The sequence below is a fragment of the Actinoplanes auranticolor genome, from assembly GCF_018332655.1.
In the GTDB taxonomy this organism is placed as follows: Bacteria; Actinomycetota; Actinomycetes; order Mycobacteriales; family Micromonosporaceae; genus Actinoplanes; species Actinoplanes auranticolor.
Genome location: NZ_BOQL01000026.1, coordinates 130,251 through 143,866, shown reverse-complemented (window position 1 = coordinate 143,866; position 13,616 = coordinate 130,251). Strand labels below are relative to the sequence as shown.

The 13,616-nt window shown below is 72.4% G+C and carries 15 protein-coding genes and 2 pseudogenes; 9 read left to right on the top strand and 8 right to left on the bottom strand.

Annotated elements, in window-relative coordinates; genetic code table 11:
• Positions 1-19: 19 nt before the first annotated feature.
• Together Aau02nite_RS16480 and Aau02nite_RS16475 are read left to right on the top strand one after the other, a co-directional pair.
• Positions 20-1,195, top strand: a complete 1,176-nt coding sequence (locus Aau02nite_RS16480; protein ID WP_212989302.1) for a sensor histidine kinase — start codon at positions 20-22, stop codon at positions 1,193-1,195.
• Positions 1,192-1,830 (top strand): response regulator, encoded by a 639-nt coding sequence (locus tag Aau02nite_RS16475; RefSeq protein ID WP_212989301.1) that lies wholly within the window; start codon positions 1,192-1,194, stop codon positions 1,828-1,830. Before Aau02nite_RS16480 ends, Aau02nite_RS16475 begins: the two co-directional genes overlap by 4 nt.
• Before the next feature lie 6 nt (positions 1,831-1,836).
• On the opposite strand, the gene Aau02nite_RS47670 is transcribed toward Aau02nite_RS16475, so the two are convergent.
• The gene (locus Aau02nite_RS47670) at positions 1,837-2,142 is read right to left on the bottom strand and encodes a TetR-like C-terminal domain-containing protein (RefSeq protein WP_307857902.1); all 306 of its coding nucleotides are present in this window, start codon (positions 2,140-2,142) and stop codon (positions 1,837-1,839) included.
• 121 nt (positions 2,143-2,263) lie between these two features.
• A pseudogene (locus Aau02nite_RS47665) lies at positions 2,264-2,320 on the bottom strand (hypothetical protein); the annotation flags it as partial.
• Here Aau02nite_RS47665 and Aau02nite_RS16465 point away from each other — a divergent pair.
• Positions 2,319-2,963, top strand: coding sequence for an O-methyltransferase (locus Aau02nite_RS16465; protein ID WP_212989299.1), 645 nt, complete (start codon positions 2,319-2,321; stop codon positions 2,961-2,963). The pseudogene Aau02nite_RS47665 and the gene Aau02nite_RS16465 overlap by 2 nt on opposite strands.
• On the opposite strand, the gene Aau02nite_RS16460 is transcribed toward Aau02nite_RS16465, so the two are convergent.
• The 4 genes from Aau02nite_RS16460 to Aau02nite_RS16445 all read right to left on the bottom strand — a co-directional run bounded on the left by Aau02nite_RS16460 (position 2,944) and on the right by Aau02nite_RS16445 (position 5,393).
• Positions 2,944-3,477, bottom strand: coding sequence for a GNAT family N-acetyltransferase (locus Aau02nite_RS16460; protein ID WP_212989298.1), 534 nt, complete (start codon positions 3,475-3,477; stop codon positions 2,944-2,946). The two genes, Aau02nite_RS16465 and Aau02nite_RS16460, sit on opposite strands and share 20 nt — an antisense overlap.
• Before the next feature lie 25 nt (positions 3,478-3,502).
• A complete protein-coding gene (locus Aau02nite_RS16455; protein ID WP_212989297.1) occupies positions 3,503-3,991 on the bottom strand; it encodes a MarR family winged helix-turn-helix transcriptional regulator in 489 nt (162 codons plus the stop codon).
• 47 nt (positions 3,992-4,038) lie between these two features.
• On the bottom strand, positions 4,039-4,581 hold the full coding sequence (locus Aau02nite_RS16450) for a DUF305 domain-containing protein (RefSeq protein WP_246595193.1): 543 nt from the start codon (positions 4,579-4,581) through the stop codon (positions 4,039-4,041).
• Between the two features lie 71 nt (positions 4,582-4,652).
• Positions 4,653-5,393, bottom strand: coding sequence for a lytic polysaccharide monooxygenase (locus Aau02nite_RS16445; RefSeq protein WP_212989296.1), 741 nt, complete (start codon positions 5,391-5,393; stop codon positions 4,653-4,655).
• Positions 5,394-5,678: 285 nt separating this feature from the next.
• Between Aau02nite_RS16445 and Aau02nite_RS16440 the strand changes: the two genes are divergently transcribed.
• From Aau02nite_RS16440 to Aau02nite_RS16425, 4 genes are all read left to right on the top strand, one after another.
• Positions 5,679-6,938: a sensor domain-containing phosphodiesterase gene (locus Aau02nite_RS16440; RefSeq protein WP_212989295.1), complete on the top strand. Its 1,260-nt coding sequence runs from the start codon at positions 5,679-5,681 to the stop codon at positions 6,936-6,938.
• 83 nt (positions 6,939-7,021) lie between these two features.
• Positions 7,022-7,861 carry a polysaccharide deacetylase family protein gene (locus tag Aau02nite_RS16435; protein ID WP_212989294.1) on the top strand — a complete coding sequence of 280 codons (840 nt, stop codon included), beginning with the start codon at positions 7,022-7,024 and terminating at the stop codon, positions 7,859-7,861.
• 76 nt (positions 7,862-7,937) lie between these two features.
• Positions 7,938-8,123 (top strand): hypothetical protein, encoded by a 186-nt coding sequence (locus Aau02nite_RS16430; protein WP_212989293.1) that lies wholly within the window; start codon positions 7,938-7,940, stop codon positions 8,121-8,123.
• Positions 8,120-8,731 carry a hypothetical protein gene (locus Aau02nite_RS16425; RefSeq protein WP_212989292.1) on the top strand — a complete coding sequence of 204 codons (612 nt, stop codon included), beginning with the start codon at positions 8,120-8,122 and terminating at the stop codon, positions 8,729-8,731. Before Aau02nite_RS16430 ends, Aau02nite_RS16425 begins: the two co-directional genes overlap by 4 nt.
• Positions 8,732-8,847: 116 nt before the next feature.
• On the opposite strand, the pseudogene Aau02nite_RS16420 reads toward Aau02nite_RS16425, so the two are convergent.
• Together Aau02nite_RS16420 and Aau02nite_RS16415 are read right to left on the bottom strand one after the other, a co-directional pair.
• A pseudogene (locus tag Aau02nite_RS16420) lies at positions 8,848-9,015 on the bottom strand (hypothetical protein); the annotation flags it as partial.
• Positions 9,016-9,132: 117 nt separating this feature from the next.
• A complete protein-coding gene (locus Aau02nite_RS16415) occupies positions 9,133-10,572 on the bottom strand; it encodes an XRE family transcriptional regulator (protein ID WP_212989290.1) in 1,440 nt (479 codons plus the stop codon).
• A 111-nt stretch (positions 10,573-10,683) separates the two neighbouring features.
• Between Aau02nite_RS16415 and aceA the strand changes: the two genes are divergently transcribed.
• A complete protein-coding gene (gene aceA, locus Aau02nite_RS16410; RefSeq protein WP_212989289.1) occupies positions 10,684-11,973 on the top strand; it encodes an isocitrate lyase in 1,290 nt (429 codons plus the stop codon).
• Positions 11,973-13,574, top strand: coding sequence for a malate synthase A (gene aceB, locus Aau02nite_RS16405; protein WP_212989288.1), 1,602 nt, complete (start codon positions 11,973-11,975; stop codon positions 13,572-13,574). Before aceA ends, aceB begins: the two co-directional genes overlap by 1 nt.
• Positions 13,575-13,616 lie beyond the last annotated feature (42 nt).

Genomic DNA, 13,616 nt, shown 5'->3' with positions numbered 1-13,616 from the left:
GCGGTTACGCTGGGTCACGATGTTGACGCGACCGAACCTCATCCGCCGGGGCGCTCAGCTGGCCACCCTGCTGGTGATGGCCATGCTGGGGCTGATCGACCTGGCCACCGGCGTGTCCGCGGGCGGGGTGCCGCTGGCCTTCGCGCTGCTGATCGGCGCCTTGTCGACGGCCGCCGTCTGGCTGCCCCCGCACCGGCAGGGCTCGGCCCGGCTCCCCCGGGCCGCGATGCTGCTGGCCGCGTTCTCCCTGCTGCTGACCATCGGGATCGGGGGCGCGTCCGGCGGCGTCGGGAGCAGCTTCGGCCTGGCCGAGTCGGTCGGCCTGCTCGCGGTCATGTTCGTGGTGTGCCGCCGGGGCGACAGCCGGTGGGCCGTCGGCGCCGTGCTGCTGCTCGGCATGGCGATCGGGTTCATGCCGCTGCGGTCCGGCACCGGCGCCGACTACGTCATCGCCGGCCTGGCCCTGGGCCTGGTCGCGACCGCGGTCATCGCCCTGGCGGTCTACCTGCGCATCATCGAGTCGACCCGGGTACGCGCGATGGACTCGGTCCGCGCCGAGCAGCGCGCCGAGTTCGCCCGGGACCTGCACGACTTCATCGCCCACCACGTCACCGGCATCGTCGTGCAGGCGCAGGGCGCGCGGTTCATCGCCGAGCAGGACCCCAAGCGGGTGCTGCTGGCGCTGGAGCAGATCGAGGCGGCCGGCGCGGAGACGATGGCCTCGATGCGCCGCATGGTCGGGGTGCTGCGCGATCCGAACGCCCGGCCGGACGCGCCGCTCGCGCCGCTGGCCGGGGTGGACGAGCTGGGCCCGCTGCTGGAGCAGTTCAGCAACGCGGGTGAGGTGCTCGCCCGGTTGCACGTGGACGGCAGCACGGCGGGGCTCCCGGTGGAGGTGTCCACGTCGGCGTACCGGGTGGTGATGGAGGCGCTGACCAACATCCGCCGGCACGCCAAGGACGCCCGGGTCGCGGACGTGTGGGTGCGCCGTACCGCCGACTGGTTGCTCGTCCGGGTGGCGAACGACGGCGCGGCGCCGCGCGCCGCGATGCCGCGCGAGGCGCCGGGGTACGGTCTCGTGGGCCTGACCGAACGGGTCCGCGCGGTCGGCGGGCGCATCACCGCCGGGCCGGGCATCGATGGCGGCTGGGTCGTCGACGCCGCCCTGCCGCTCGACCAGGAGGTGACGCGGTGATCCGCGTGATGATCGCCGACGACCAGGCGATGGTACGGACCGGCTTCGGCATGATCATCGGCGCGCAGCCCGACATGGAGCTGATCGGCGAGGCCGCGGACGGCGTCGAGGCGGTGGCGATGGCCCGCAAGCTCAAGCCGGACGTGGCGCTCTTCGACATCCGGATGCCCCGGATGGACGGCCTGGAGGCCCTGCGGCTGCTGGCCGGCCCGGGCGTCGCGGATCCGATCAAGGTGGTCGTCGTGACGACCTTCGACCTCGACGAGTACGTGCACCAGGCGCTGCGCAACGGCGCGGCCGGCTTCCTGCTGAAGGACTCGGGGCCGGCGCTGCTGGTCGAGGCGGTGCGCGCGGCGGTCTCCGGGGACGCGCTGATCAGCCCGTCGATCACCGTACGGCTGCTGGAGCACCTGTCCCCACCGGCTCCGACCGGCGACGACGGCGGCCTGTCCCCGCGTGAGCTGGACGTGGTCAAGCTGGCCGCCCGCGGGCTGACCAACGCGGAGATCGCGACGCAGCTGTTCATCTCCGTGGGCACCGTGAAGACGCACCTGGGCAGCGTGCAGACCAAGCTCGGGGCACGCAACCGGGTGGAGATCGCCGCCTGGGCCTGGGAACGCCGCCTGGTCGGCTGAGCGACCCTACGGCACCACCGACCGGACCAGGGTCTCGACGAAGTCCGGAGTGACCGGCTGCCCGGTGACCAGCACGCGGTAGTAGACCGGGCCGACCAGCCGGTCGACGGCCGCGTCGAGGTCCGTGTCGGCGGGCAGCTCACCACGGGCCACCGCGCGTTCCAGCGGGCGGCGGTCGCGCGCCCGCTGGTGGGTGAGGTGCTCGGCCCGCAGCCGGGCCGCCAGCTCGGGGTCGTGCATCGCCTGCCCGGTGAGCGCGCGGAAGACCGCGCCGGCATCCGAGTGGGTCAGGTACTGCGCGAGGTTCTCCAGATGCCCGCGCAGGTCTCCGGCCAGCTCGCCGGTGTCCGGCGGTTCCAGGTCCTGCGGCGTCGCCGGCGAACGCGTCGAACAGCACGTCGGTCTTCGAGGGCCACCAGCGGTAGATGGTCTGTTTGGCGACTCCCGCGCGCGCCGCGATGCCCTCGATCGTGAGCTGGGCGAAGCCCATGCCGAACTCCCTGACCCACGCACCCGTTCCCGCGCTCCTCGAGCGCCTCTTCGACGCGGCAGCGCGCTACCCGGACCTGTGGCCCGCCGACCGCCCCTTCACCACCGCGCCGCCGCAGGAGCGGGCGGACACGCTGGATCAGGTCTCCATGCCGATCTCGGCCCGCGGCGGCGACCTGCTCTACACCCTGGTCCGCGCCACCCGCCCCGCCACGGTCGTCGAGTTCGGCACCTCCTACGGCGTGTCGACGATCTACCTGGCGGCGGGGGTGACCGACAACGGCAGTGGGCACGTCTTCAGCACCGAGCTCAGCAGCACCAAGGTGGCGGCGGCCCGGGCCAATCTGGCCGAGGCCGGGCTCGACCGGGCCGTGACGATCCTGCGCGGCGATGCCCGGCAGACGCTGGCCGCGGTGCCCGGCCAGGTGGACTTCCTGCTGCTGGACGGCTGGAAGGACCTCTGCCTGCCGGTGCTGCGGCAGCTGGAGCCGCGGCTCGCTCCGGGCGCCCTGGTGATCGCCGACGACACCGGCCTGGTGAGCATGGCGCCCTATCTGGCCTACGTCCGCGACCCGGCCCACGGTTACGCCACGGTGGACTTCCCGGTCGAGGACGGGATGGAACTCAGCTGCCGGACGTGGTGATCCAGTACCGGCGCAGCCGGCCGATCTCGGTGTCGCGGATGTCCTCCAGCTCGCCGCCGTTGCGCTCGATCGTGCGGCGCGAGCCCTCGTTGGTCACGTCGCAGGTGACCAGGACCCGGGTCAGGCCGAGCCCGGCCGCGTACGGCAGGACCCCGCCCAGCGCGAACGACGCCAGCCCGCGGCGGCGCGCCGACGGCCGTACGCCGTAACCGATGTGCCCGCCGGCCCGCAGCAGGAAGTCGTTGAGCTGGTGGCGCAGCGCAATCGCGCCGAGCACCTCGTCGTCCTCGACGATCCACCAGTACGTGCAGTGGACCCGGTCCTCCGGCAGCGGCTCGGCCGGATCCGCCTCACGCAACAACCGGCGCACCCACGCGGCGAAGCCGTCCGGGCTGTCCACGTCGTCCTCCGGCCGCAGGCCCGCACCGTCCTGGTGCACGCCGGCGCCCCAGTCGTCGCGGGAGCGCAGCCACGATGCGTGCAGCCGGGCGGTGGGGGCGATGAGGTCGGCCATGCCGCGACACTATCGGCCCGGTTGATCAGCCCGGGAAGGCATTCCGGGCGTCGCCCGGTTCCAGCCGCTCCAGCAACCGCCGGGCCATGGCGCCGAGCTGGTCCAGCTCGGCCGGGGACAACGCGTCCAGCACCAGCGTGCGGACGGCTTCCACGTGGCCGGGCGCGCTGGCCAGGACCTTCTCCCAGCCGGCGTCGGTGAGCACCGCGTTGGTGTAGCGGCCGTCCGACGGGCAGGCCCGGCGCTCGATCCAGCCGCGGGCCTCCAGGCGCTTGACCACGTGCGAGAGGCGGGACAGCGAGCCGTTGGCCAGCGCGGCCAGCGCGCTCATCCGGCGGGTGCGCTCGGGGGCTTCGGAGAGGTTGGCCAGCACGAGGTATTCGAAGTGGCTCAGACCCGAGTCGCGTTGCATCTGGGCGTCCAGGGCGGCGGGCAGCTTCAGCAGCAGGCCGCCCACGGGCAGCCAGGCCCGCAGCTCGTCGGGGCTGAGCCAGCGCGGCGGTTCGGCGGTCACCGGCCCATCGTACTGCTGATTTGAAGCTTCAATCAGGGCCACACGGCCTAGGCCGCCAGGGCCAGCATGGCCTGGATCTGCGACTGCCGCTGAGCGGTCATGGTCTCGGCGAGGGCCTTGGCGGGTGGGTACTGCCCGCCGGTCACCTCCATCCGGGTCACCTCGACACAGTTGTGCAGGTGGCCCAGGAGCAGGCTGACCGCCGTACGGTCGAAGTCGGCCCCGCGGGCGGCCTCGAGCTCGGCGATGTCGGCGGGCCGCAGCGAGTGCAGGTCGCCGTGCCCGGCGTGGGCGCCGGCGGCCGGGTCGGCCGACGGCGGCTGCTGCCAGCCGGTCAGCCAGCGGCCCATGGTGGCCGCCTCGCTCTGCCACTGAGCGCCCAGCTCGTTGATCAGCGCGCGCACCCGGGGGTCGGTGGCCCGCGGCCCGGCGAGCGCGACGACCTGCTCGCCCTGGCGGATGTGGTCGAGGCTCATCTGCAGGAACATCACGTCGGTGCTGTTGTACGCCGGCGGTGGCGGCTGCGCCGGATCGGCGGCGCAGCCGGCCAACGCGATCAGCATCAGCAGGGCGGTGGCCAGGCGACGCACGGTGACACCTCCTCCGGTGCCGGACGGACGGGTCCACGCCGGTGGCCGTGGACCCGTCCGCGGGGCGTGGATCAGATGCGGGACCAGAGAGCCGGTACGTTCGGCGGCTCCCAGCCGGCCAGCGCGGTGTGCGCCTGCCGGCAGCTGTACGAGGCACCGCCGTAGGTGACGACGTTGCCGGGCGAGTACGCCGCGCCGGCCCGCCACGTGCCACCGGCGGGCGGCTGGGTCGGCGGCGTCGTCGGGGGCTGGGTGGGCGGCGTGGTCGGCGGCGGCGTGGTGGGCGGAGTGCCGCCACCGCCGCCGATGTTGACGTCCACGCAGGAGTAGAAGGCGTTGATGGTGTCGGCGATGTTCCACCGGGCCAGCACGGTCTGCCGGCCGGTGAAGCCGCCCATGCTGACGGTGTGCGACTTGGTGGCGCCCGGCTGCGCGCCACCGTCGTTGAAGGAGGCCAGCCGGGTCCCGCCGATGAAGTACTCCCACGTGCTGGTGGAGTGCCGGGCGGTGAGCACCCAGTTGAAGGTCACCGACGAGCCGACCGAGGCGGCCGGCCAGTTGCGGCCGTTGTCGTTGAGGACGGCGAAGCGGGTGCCGCCGCCGTTGCACTGCGTCGAGCCCTTGGGGGCCTCGACACTCTGCGGCTCGTAGACGATGTCACCGCAGTTGGCCACCGCACCGCGGGCGCAGTTGGCCTGCCGGCTGGGTGGTGAGGAGATGTAGCCGTGCGCCGAGGCCGGCGCGACGGCGACGAACAGTGAGGCGCCGACCGTGGCGACGGTCAGCAGCGGCAGAGTGGTTCTTCTTCTCATGAAGCGCTCCTCTTCATGGGGGCGGCAGGCCGGAGTTTGGGGGAACCCGGCCTGCCGCGGGCACGCCGGGACCGCACCGGAGAACCGGTTTGGTATCGACATTGCCCGATGGATGGAAGCTCCGTCGGCGATACGCCCAACGTAATTTAAAGCTTGTTAACAGTAAAGAGAGACAACGAACTTTTTCGATACCTCGGGTAAGGGAGCGCTCTCTCGGCGTCAGCCGGCGCAGCACCGACGATCGGAGATCCTCAGACATCCGCCGCGGCCGCCGATGTCGAAGACGTGCGGAACATCCATGACGTCATCGACGGCCGCGCCGTGACCCCGGTCTTCCAGCCTCTGGTCGATCTCGCCTCCCGGCAGGTGCTCGGCTACGAGGCCCTCAGCCGCGGCCCGGCCGGCAGTCCCTGGGAATCACCCGTGACGCTGTTCGCCGCGGCCCGCGCGGCCGGACGCGACAACGAGCTCGACTGGGTGTGTCGGGCGGCCGCGTACCGGGCCGCACTGGACGCCGGCCTGGAGCAGACGCTGTTCGTCAACATGGAGCCGACGGCGTGGCACACGCCCTGCCCCGACGACCTGGCCCCGGTGGTGGCCCGGGCGCAGAGCCGGCTGCGGGTGGTCACCGAGATGACCGAGCGGGCGATCGCGGCGGACCCGGCCGGGCTGCTGTCCGCGACCGCGAGCTGCCGGGCGGCGGGCTGGGGCGTGGCGCTGGACGACGTGGGCGCCGACCCGATGTCACTGGCGCTGATGCCGTTCGTGCACCCGGACGTGGTCAAGCTCGACATGAGCCTGTTGCACGCCCCGGAGGATCCGCACACGTCACACGTGGTGGCGGCGGTCGCGGCATACGCCGAGGCGAGCGGGGCGACCATCCTCGCCGAGGGGGTGGAGACGGCGGCGCACGAGGCGATCGCCCGCACGATGGGCGCGACCGTCGTCCAGGGCTGGCTGTACGGGCGCCCCGGTCCCCTGCCGGCCGTCCCCGCCCCGGTGGGTGCCCAGTTGCCACTGCTGCGGCCGGCGATGAGCGGCCCGGCCGGCGGGACACCCTTCGAGATCGTCGCGGCGCAGCGCCCCACCGTGGTGACGACCAAGGCGACGCTGATGCCGATCAGCAAGCACATGGAGGCGCTGGCCCGCGACAGCCACCAGCCGCCGGTGCTGCTGGCCTGCTTCCAGGAGGCCCGGCACTTCACCCGGGCGACCGCCCGCCGGTACGCCACGATCGCCGAGCGCAGCCCGATGGTCGCGGCGCTGGGCACCGGCCTGAGCGAGGAGCCGGTGCCCGGAGTCCGCGGCGCCCACTTCTCCGCCGGTGACGCGCTGCGCGGCGAGTGGAACGTGCTCGTGGTGGGGCCGCACCAGGCGGCGGCTCTGGTCGCCCGCGACCTCGGTGACACCGGGCCCGAGGCGGAACGGCGCTTCGTGTTCGCCACGACGTACGACCGGGCCCTGGTGATCGCGGCGGCCCGCTCGCTGCTGCACCTGCTGGCCCCGACCGACCCCGGGCGGATCCCGCACCTGCTGACCGTCTGACCAGCTTCGATGCGGGGTCCGCGACGCTGCGGTGACCGTGTGCGGTTGCGGGCGCTCTCTAGCTTGCCCATGTGATCTTGACGATGTCCCGCCGAGCGCTCGCCACCGCTGTCGTCTGCCTGTCGGGGGTACCGCTGGCCGCCTGCGCGGCTGCCTCCGGCCCGACGGGCGTGCTGCCCTCGTCCGGTGCACCGGTCAGTGCGCCGGCCAGTGCCTCAGCAGCGCCATCGGCCGGTCAGCCGGCGACGGCACCGGCGGCGCCGACCGGGGGCACGGGCTGGACCTCCGCCGACATTCCCGTGTTCGCACCGGCGCCGCCGCCCGAGCCGATCACCCTGCCGGAGTCGGGCAGCGTGCCGTACCTGTCGCGCATCCCGACGCAGCAGCGGGTCGCCTTCCTCACCATCGACGACGGCTACCTGAAATCGCCGGAGGCGCCCGGCCTGCTGGCGGCGGCCGGCGTCCCGGTCACGCTGTTCCTGACCACCGACGCCATCCGGGACGACGAGCCGTACTTCGCGCGCCTGCAGGAGCACGGCGCGGTCATCGAGGCGCACACGATCACCCACAGCGAGCTGCGCGGCAAGTCGTACGCGTTCCAGCGCCGGGAGATCTGCGGCTCGGCGGATCGCCTGGGTCACCGCTACCACCGCCGGCCCGTGCTGTTCCGGCCGCCGTTCGGCACCAAGGACGCGACCACGCTGCGGGCGGTGCACGACTGCGGGATCAAGGCCGCTTTCATGTGGAAGGAGACGGTCCACAAGGGCAAGGTGCGCTACCAGGAGGGGCACCGTGTGCAGCCGGGCGACATCATCCTGATGCATTTCCGGCCGGATTTCGTGCGGGACTTCCTGGCCGCCCTGCGCGCGATCCGCAAGGCCGGGCTGACGCCGGCCCTCCTGGAGGATTACATCCCCGGCTGACCACGAGCGGATCAACGACTCAACGCGCGGGAAACCCCCGCGGCATGCGCATAGTGATCACGAGGAGATGGTCGCTATGAGGTCTGGTGTGTTCAGCCTGCCCAGGGGCCGGCGGTGGCTGCGGCGGCACGTCAGGGTGGTCGCCGGTCCGGGCACCCGGACGGCGGCGGTGACCGCACGGACGACAGCTCCCCAGATCGCCATCTCCGTGCGCCGGCACTCCGCCGCGGGCCGGGCGACGATCGAGGAGGCCGGATCGTGACCGGCCACCTGCGCGACTTCCTGGGCGCCGACGACGCGACGCTGACCCGGCGGCTCGCCGAGGGCGGTCCGGTCGGGGCGGTGCTCGACGCGATCCCCGGTCACCTCTCCGGCCCGGCCCGCGAAGCGCTCGGCGCGGAGCTCTCCGCCGCGGCCGGCGGCCTGCTCGAGGAAGACCTCGGCTCGATCCTGCTCTCCGGGCTGATGGGCTACGACTGCCTGATCGCGGCCGCGCGGGAGACCGCCGCCGACGCCGACGTGACCCGGCTGGTCGCGCTGGACGACCATCTGGTCCGGGTGACCTACGACCCGCACATCGACGTGCTGGTCGACCGGGAACGCGTGTACGAGCTGCGGTTGTCCCTGTCGGTGACGTTCACCGTGCAGGGCCTGGCGGCCACCGTACGGGCCGGTCGCCTGGCCCACGTGCGGGTGGCGCACTGCGCGGCCGACGTCCGGTTGTCGTGGGGGGAGCACACCCTGCTGCAGCGCAGTGACCTCGTCGACGCACCCCTGCTGATCCGGCTCGGCGCCGGGATACCGGTGCCCCGGGCCACCGTCGCGGACCAGGCGCGCGGGACGGCCCGCGTCACCCGGCGCCGCGCCTGATCACCGACCACCACGACGTGCTGCTCACCCCGACGGCACGCCGGCCATGTCCGTACCGGCCGGCGGGCGGCACCGTGGTCGGACCGGACCCCCGGGGTCCGGGCGGGAAACCTGCCCTAACTGCGCCGGGCCGTCCGCACGCCGAGGAAGACCGCACCGATGACGATCAAGGCACCCAGCAGCTGCAGGCCCGGGGAGTCGTCGGCTCCGCCGTACACGAACGCGGCGACGCCGAGCACAGCAGCGAGGACGGCCAGGACGTACTTCATGGGGGTCTCCTTCCGGGGCGGCGACTGCCGACGAGGCGAATCCCATCACGGGTGACGCCCGTCAGGGATCGCCCCGGCCGACTCCGCACAGAATCTCCACACAATGCTCACGAATGCCGGGCCGGGCCGCCGTCACCCGGCGCGGCGCTGGAGGAACTCGTAGACGTCCTGGGCGTCGACGCCCGGGAAGGTGCCCGGCGGCAGGGCGGCCAGCAGGTGCGAGTGCACCCGGGCGCTGGGCCAGGCCTGCCCGGCCCAGCGGTCCACCAGCTCCGCGGGCGGCCGGCGGCAGCAGGTCGGGTCGGGGCAGGCCGACACCGTACGGCGGGTGGTGTCGCCGCCGCGGAACCAGCGGGCGTGCTGGTACGGCGTCCCGACCGTGACCGAGAACTCGCCCGAGCGGGTGGACTCCACGTGCACCGTGCACCAGTACGTGCCCTTGCCGGTGTCGGTGAACTGGGAGAACGACGAGTACGGGTCCTCGGCCGCGAACACCGTGCGGGACGCCCACTTGCGGCACACCGGCTGCCCCTCGATCGCGCCGGTCACGTCGGTCGGGAAGCGCACGTCGTCGTTCTCGTACGCCTTGTAGACCGTGCCGCTCTCGTGCACCCGGGCGAAGTGCACGGGGATGCCGAAGTGGTGGGTGGCCAGGTTGGTGAAGCGGTGCGCCGCCGTCTCGTAGGAGACCCCGAACGCGTCGCGGAAGTCGTCGATGGCCAGGGCCCGGTCGGCTTTGGCCTCGCGCAGGAAGTCGGTGGCGAACTTCTCCGGCATCAGCAGCGCCGCGGCGAAGTAGTTGACCTCGACCCGCTGGCGCAGGAAGTCGCCGTAGTCGGCCGGATCGTGGTGGCCGAGCACGAAGTGCCCGAGCGTCTGCAGCACCACCGCGCGCGGGTCGTGGCCCTTGCCGCTGGCCACCTGGGGCAGGTAGATCTTGCGGTTCTTCAGGTCGGTCACCGAGCGCGCCGAGCCCGGCAGGTCGTTGACGTAGTGCAGCGAGAAGCCGAGCTGGGCGGCGATGTCGAGGATGCCGCGCTGCGACAGCGGCCCGGTGGTGTGCCGCACCGACTCCAGCACCTTGGCCGCGGCCTGCTCGATGTAGTCGAAGTAGTTGTCGCGCTCGCGCATCTCGACGCGCAGCTGCTGGTTGGCGCGGCGGGCCACCTCCGGGGTGGCGCTCTGCTCGGTGAGCAGCCGGGTCAGCTCGCGGTGCAGGCCGATCAGCGATTCCAGGGCGTCGGCGGGCAGCCGCCGGCCGCCGCGGACGACCGGCAGGCCCAGGGCCGCGTAGGCGGGCTCCCGCTGGAAATGGGCCAGCTCGATCTCCAGCCCGGCGCGCCGGCTCGGCGCTTCCGGCCGGAGCAGATCCTGCATCGGTACGCCCAGAGCGCCCGCGATGGCCTGCAGCACGCTGAGCTTGGGCTCCCGTTTGCCGTTCTCGATCAGGGAGAGCTGTGAGGGCGCCCGGCCGACGGCGGCACTGAGCTGGTCGAGGGTCATGCCCTTGGCCCGGCGCTGGTGGCGCAGGCGCTGCCCGAGGGTCACCAGGTCGACATCGGAAGCCGTCATGGGATTTGACGCTAGCAGAAGATTCGCACTTCTTCTGCTCACAAATGCCTTCAGGAGGGGTTGCAGGCTCGGCGACAGTGAAGTTCTGCCGTAACGGAAGGGCTAAACACCATGACTGATCAGCTGACCGAAGTCAGGGGCGGTACCGCCGCGGACCTCACTCGGGCGTGGGCCGGCGATCCCCGTTGGCTGGGCGTGACCCGCAGCTACACGGCGCACGACGTCGTCAAGCTGCGCGGCAGCGTCCAGGAGCAGCACACCCTGGCCGAGCGGGGCGCCCGCAGGCTGTGGGACCTGCTGCACGACGAGGAGTACATCAACGCGCTCGGGGCCATGACCGGTGGCCAGGCCGTGCAGCAGGTGCGGGCCGGGCTCAAGGCGATCTACCTGTCCGGCTGGCAGGTCGCCGCCGACGCCAACCTGTCCGGGCACACGTACCCGGACCAGAGCCTCTACCCGGCGAACTCGGTGCCGGCGGTGGTGCGCCGGATCAACAACGCGCTGCTGCGGGCCGACCAGATCGACACTGCGGTGGGCAAGCACGACCGCGACTGGCTGGCCCCCATCGTCGCCGACGCCGAGGCCGGTTTCGGCGGGCCGCTGAACGCATTCGAGCTGATGAAGGCCATGATCGCGGCGGGTGCGGCCGGCGTGCACTGGGAGGACCAGCTCGCCTCGGAGAAGAAGTGCGGCCACCTCGGCGGCAAAGTGCTCATCCCGACCGCCCAGCACATCCGCACGCTCAACGCCGCCCGGCTCGCCGCCGACGTGGCCGGGGTGCCCAGCCTGATCATCGCCCGCACCGACGCGCTGGCCGCGGACCTGCTCACCACCGATGTGGACGAGCGCGACAAGCCGTTCCTCACCGGCGAGCGGACCGCCGAGGGCTTCTTCCGGGTGCGCAGCGGCCCGGAGGCGGCGATCGCCCGCGGAGTCGCGTACGCCGACTACGCCGACCTGATCTGGTGCGAGACCGGCAAGCCCGACCTGGAGTTCGCCCGCTCGTTCGCCGAGGCCGTGCACAAGGTGCACCCGGACAAGATGCTGGCGTACAACTGCTCGCCGTCGTTCAACTGGAAGCGCAACCTGGACGACGCCACCATCGCCCGGTTCCAGAAGGAGCTCGGCGCGATGGGCTACAAGTTCCAGTTCGTCACGCTGGCCGGCTTCCACGCGCTGAACCACTCGATGTTCGAGCTCTCCCAGGGCTACGCCGCCGAGGGCATGAGCGCGTACGTGCGGCTGCAGGAGGCCGAGTTCGCGGCCGAGGCCAACGGTTACACGGCGACCAAGCACCAGGCCGAGGTCGGCACCGGCTACTTCGACGCCGTCTCCACGGCGCTGAACCCCGACAGCTCCACCACCGCGCTGTCCGGCTCGACCGAAGCGGAGCAGTTCTGATGGAAGAAGTCACCGTCACCCCGTCCGAGTACCCGGAAGTCCTGACGCCTGAAGCGATCGAGTTCGTGGTGGCGCTGGACCGCGAGTTCGGCGCGCGCCGCGTCCAGCTGCTCGACCGGCGCCGGCGCCGGCGGGCCGCCCGGACCACCGAGCTGGACTTCCTGTCCTCGACGCGACAGATCCGGATCGACGGCACCTGGACCGTGGCGCCCCCGGCCGAGGACCTGATGGACCGGCGGGTGGAGATCACCGGGCCGCCGGAACGCAAGATGACGATCAACGCGCTCAACTCCGGCGCCAAGGTCTGGATGGCCGACTTCGAGGACGCCACCGCGCCGACCTGGGACAACGTCGTCTCGGGCCAGCGCAACCTGCGCGCCGCGCTGGACGGCACGCTGGACTTCACCGCGCCGGACGGCCGGGAGTACAGGATCGGCACCGAGCTGCCCACGATCATGGTCCGGCCGCGGGGCTGGCACCTGCCGGAGTGCCACGTGCGCATCGGCGGGCGGGCGGTCTCGGCGTCGCTGTTCGACTTCGGCCTCTACCTGTTCCACTGTGGGCGCAAACAGATCGAACGCGGCAGCGGCCCGTACTTCTACCTGCCCAAGCTGGAGAGCCACCTCGAGGCCCGGCTGTGGAACGACGTCTTCGTCTTCGCGCAGAACCTGCTGGGCATCCCCCGCGGCACCATCCGCGCGACGGTGCTGATCGAGACGATCACGGCGGCCTTCGAGATGGAGGAGATCCTGTACGAGCTGCGCGAGCACTCGGCGGGACTCAACGCCGGCCGCTGGGACTACCTGTTCAGCATGATCAAGAACCGGCCGGACGTGGTGCTGCCGGAGCGCTCGCAGGTGACGATGACGGCGCCGTTCATGCGGGCGTACACGGAACTGCTGGTCAAGACCTGTCACCGGCGCGGCGCCCACGCGATCGGCGGCATGGCCGCCGTCGTGCCCAGCCGGGACCCGGTGGCCGCCAAGCGGGCGCTCAGCCAGGTGCGCCAGGACAAGCGACGCGAGGTCGGCGACGGCTTCGACGGCTCCTGGGTGGCCCACCCGGGCCTGGTCGAGACCTGCCGGGAGGTCTTCGACCAGTGGCTCGGTTTCGAGCCGCACCAGATCGTGCGCAAGCGCGAGGACGTGCGGGTCACCGCCAAGGAGCTGCTGGACGTCAAGTCGAGCACTGTCACGGTCAGCGAGGTCGCGCTGCGCACCAACGTCAGCGTGGCTCTGCGGTACGTCGCGGCGTGGCTGGGCGGTCGCGGCGCGGTGGCGCTGGGCGGGCTCATGGAGGACGCGGCGACCGCGGAGATCTGCCGGACCCAGCTGTGGCAGTGGATCTCGACGGGCACCCCGACCGACTACGGCGTGCCGGTCACCGCGGGCCTGGTGACCCGGATGCTGCGCGAGGAGCTGGACGTGCTGGCCGAGACCGGGGCGCTGGACGAGGAGTCGGCCCGGTGCTTCGGTCAGGCCCGGACCCTGCTGACCGTGCTGCTCTCCGAGCGGACCTGCCCGGAATTCTTCACTCTGCCCGCGTACCTGCGGCACATGACCGGTGGCAACCTGCGGCCGGCGGCGGCTCTGCCGGTCTGACCGGGAGCAACGGGACGGCCCGGTGGCGATCCGCCGCCGGGC

Excerpts from the sequence above, each read along its gene's own strand:
- Aau02nite_RS16435 (WP_212989294.1), top strand. The coding sequence starts at position 7,022 with ATGTCCCGCCGAGCGCTCGCCACCGCTGTCGTCTGCCTGTCGGGGGTA.
- aceB (WP_212989288.1), top strand. The coding sequence starts at position 11,973 with ATGGAAGAAGTCACCGTCACCCCGTCCGAGTACCCGGAAGTCCTGACG.
- aceA (WP_212989289.1), top strand. The coding sequence starts at position 10,684 with ATGACTGATCAGCTGACCGAAGTCAGGGGCGGTACCGCCGCGGACCTC.
- Aau02nite_RS16460 (WP_212989298.1), bottom strand. The coding sequence starts at position 3,477 with ATGGCCGACCTCATCGCCCCCACCGCCCGGCTGCACGCATCGTGGCTG.
- Aau02nite_RS16480 (WP_212989302.1), top strand. The coding sequence starts at position 20 with ATGTTGACGCGACCGAACCTCATCCGCCGGGGCGCTCAGCTGGCCACC.
- Aau02nite_RS16465 (WP_212989299.1), top strand. The coding sequence starts at position 2,319 with ATGCCGAACTCCCTGACCCACGCACCCGTTCCCGCGCTCCTCGAGCGC.
- Aau02nite_RS16445 (WP_212989296.1), bottom strand. The coding sequence starts at position 5,393 with ATGAGAAGAAGAACCACTCTGCCGCTGCTGACCGTCGCCACGGTCGGC.
- Aau02nite_RS16430 (WP_212989293.1), top strand. The coding sequence starts at position 7,938 with ATGAGGTCTGGTGTGTTCAGCCTGCCCAGGGGCCGGCGGTGGCTGCGG.
- Aau02nite_RS16415 (WP_212989290.1), bottom strand. The coding sequence starts at position 10,572 with ATGACGGCTTCCGATGTCGACCTGGTGACCCTCGGGCAGCGCCTGCGC.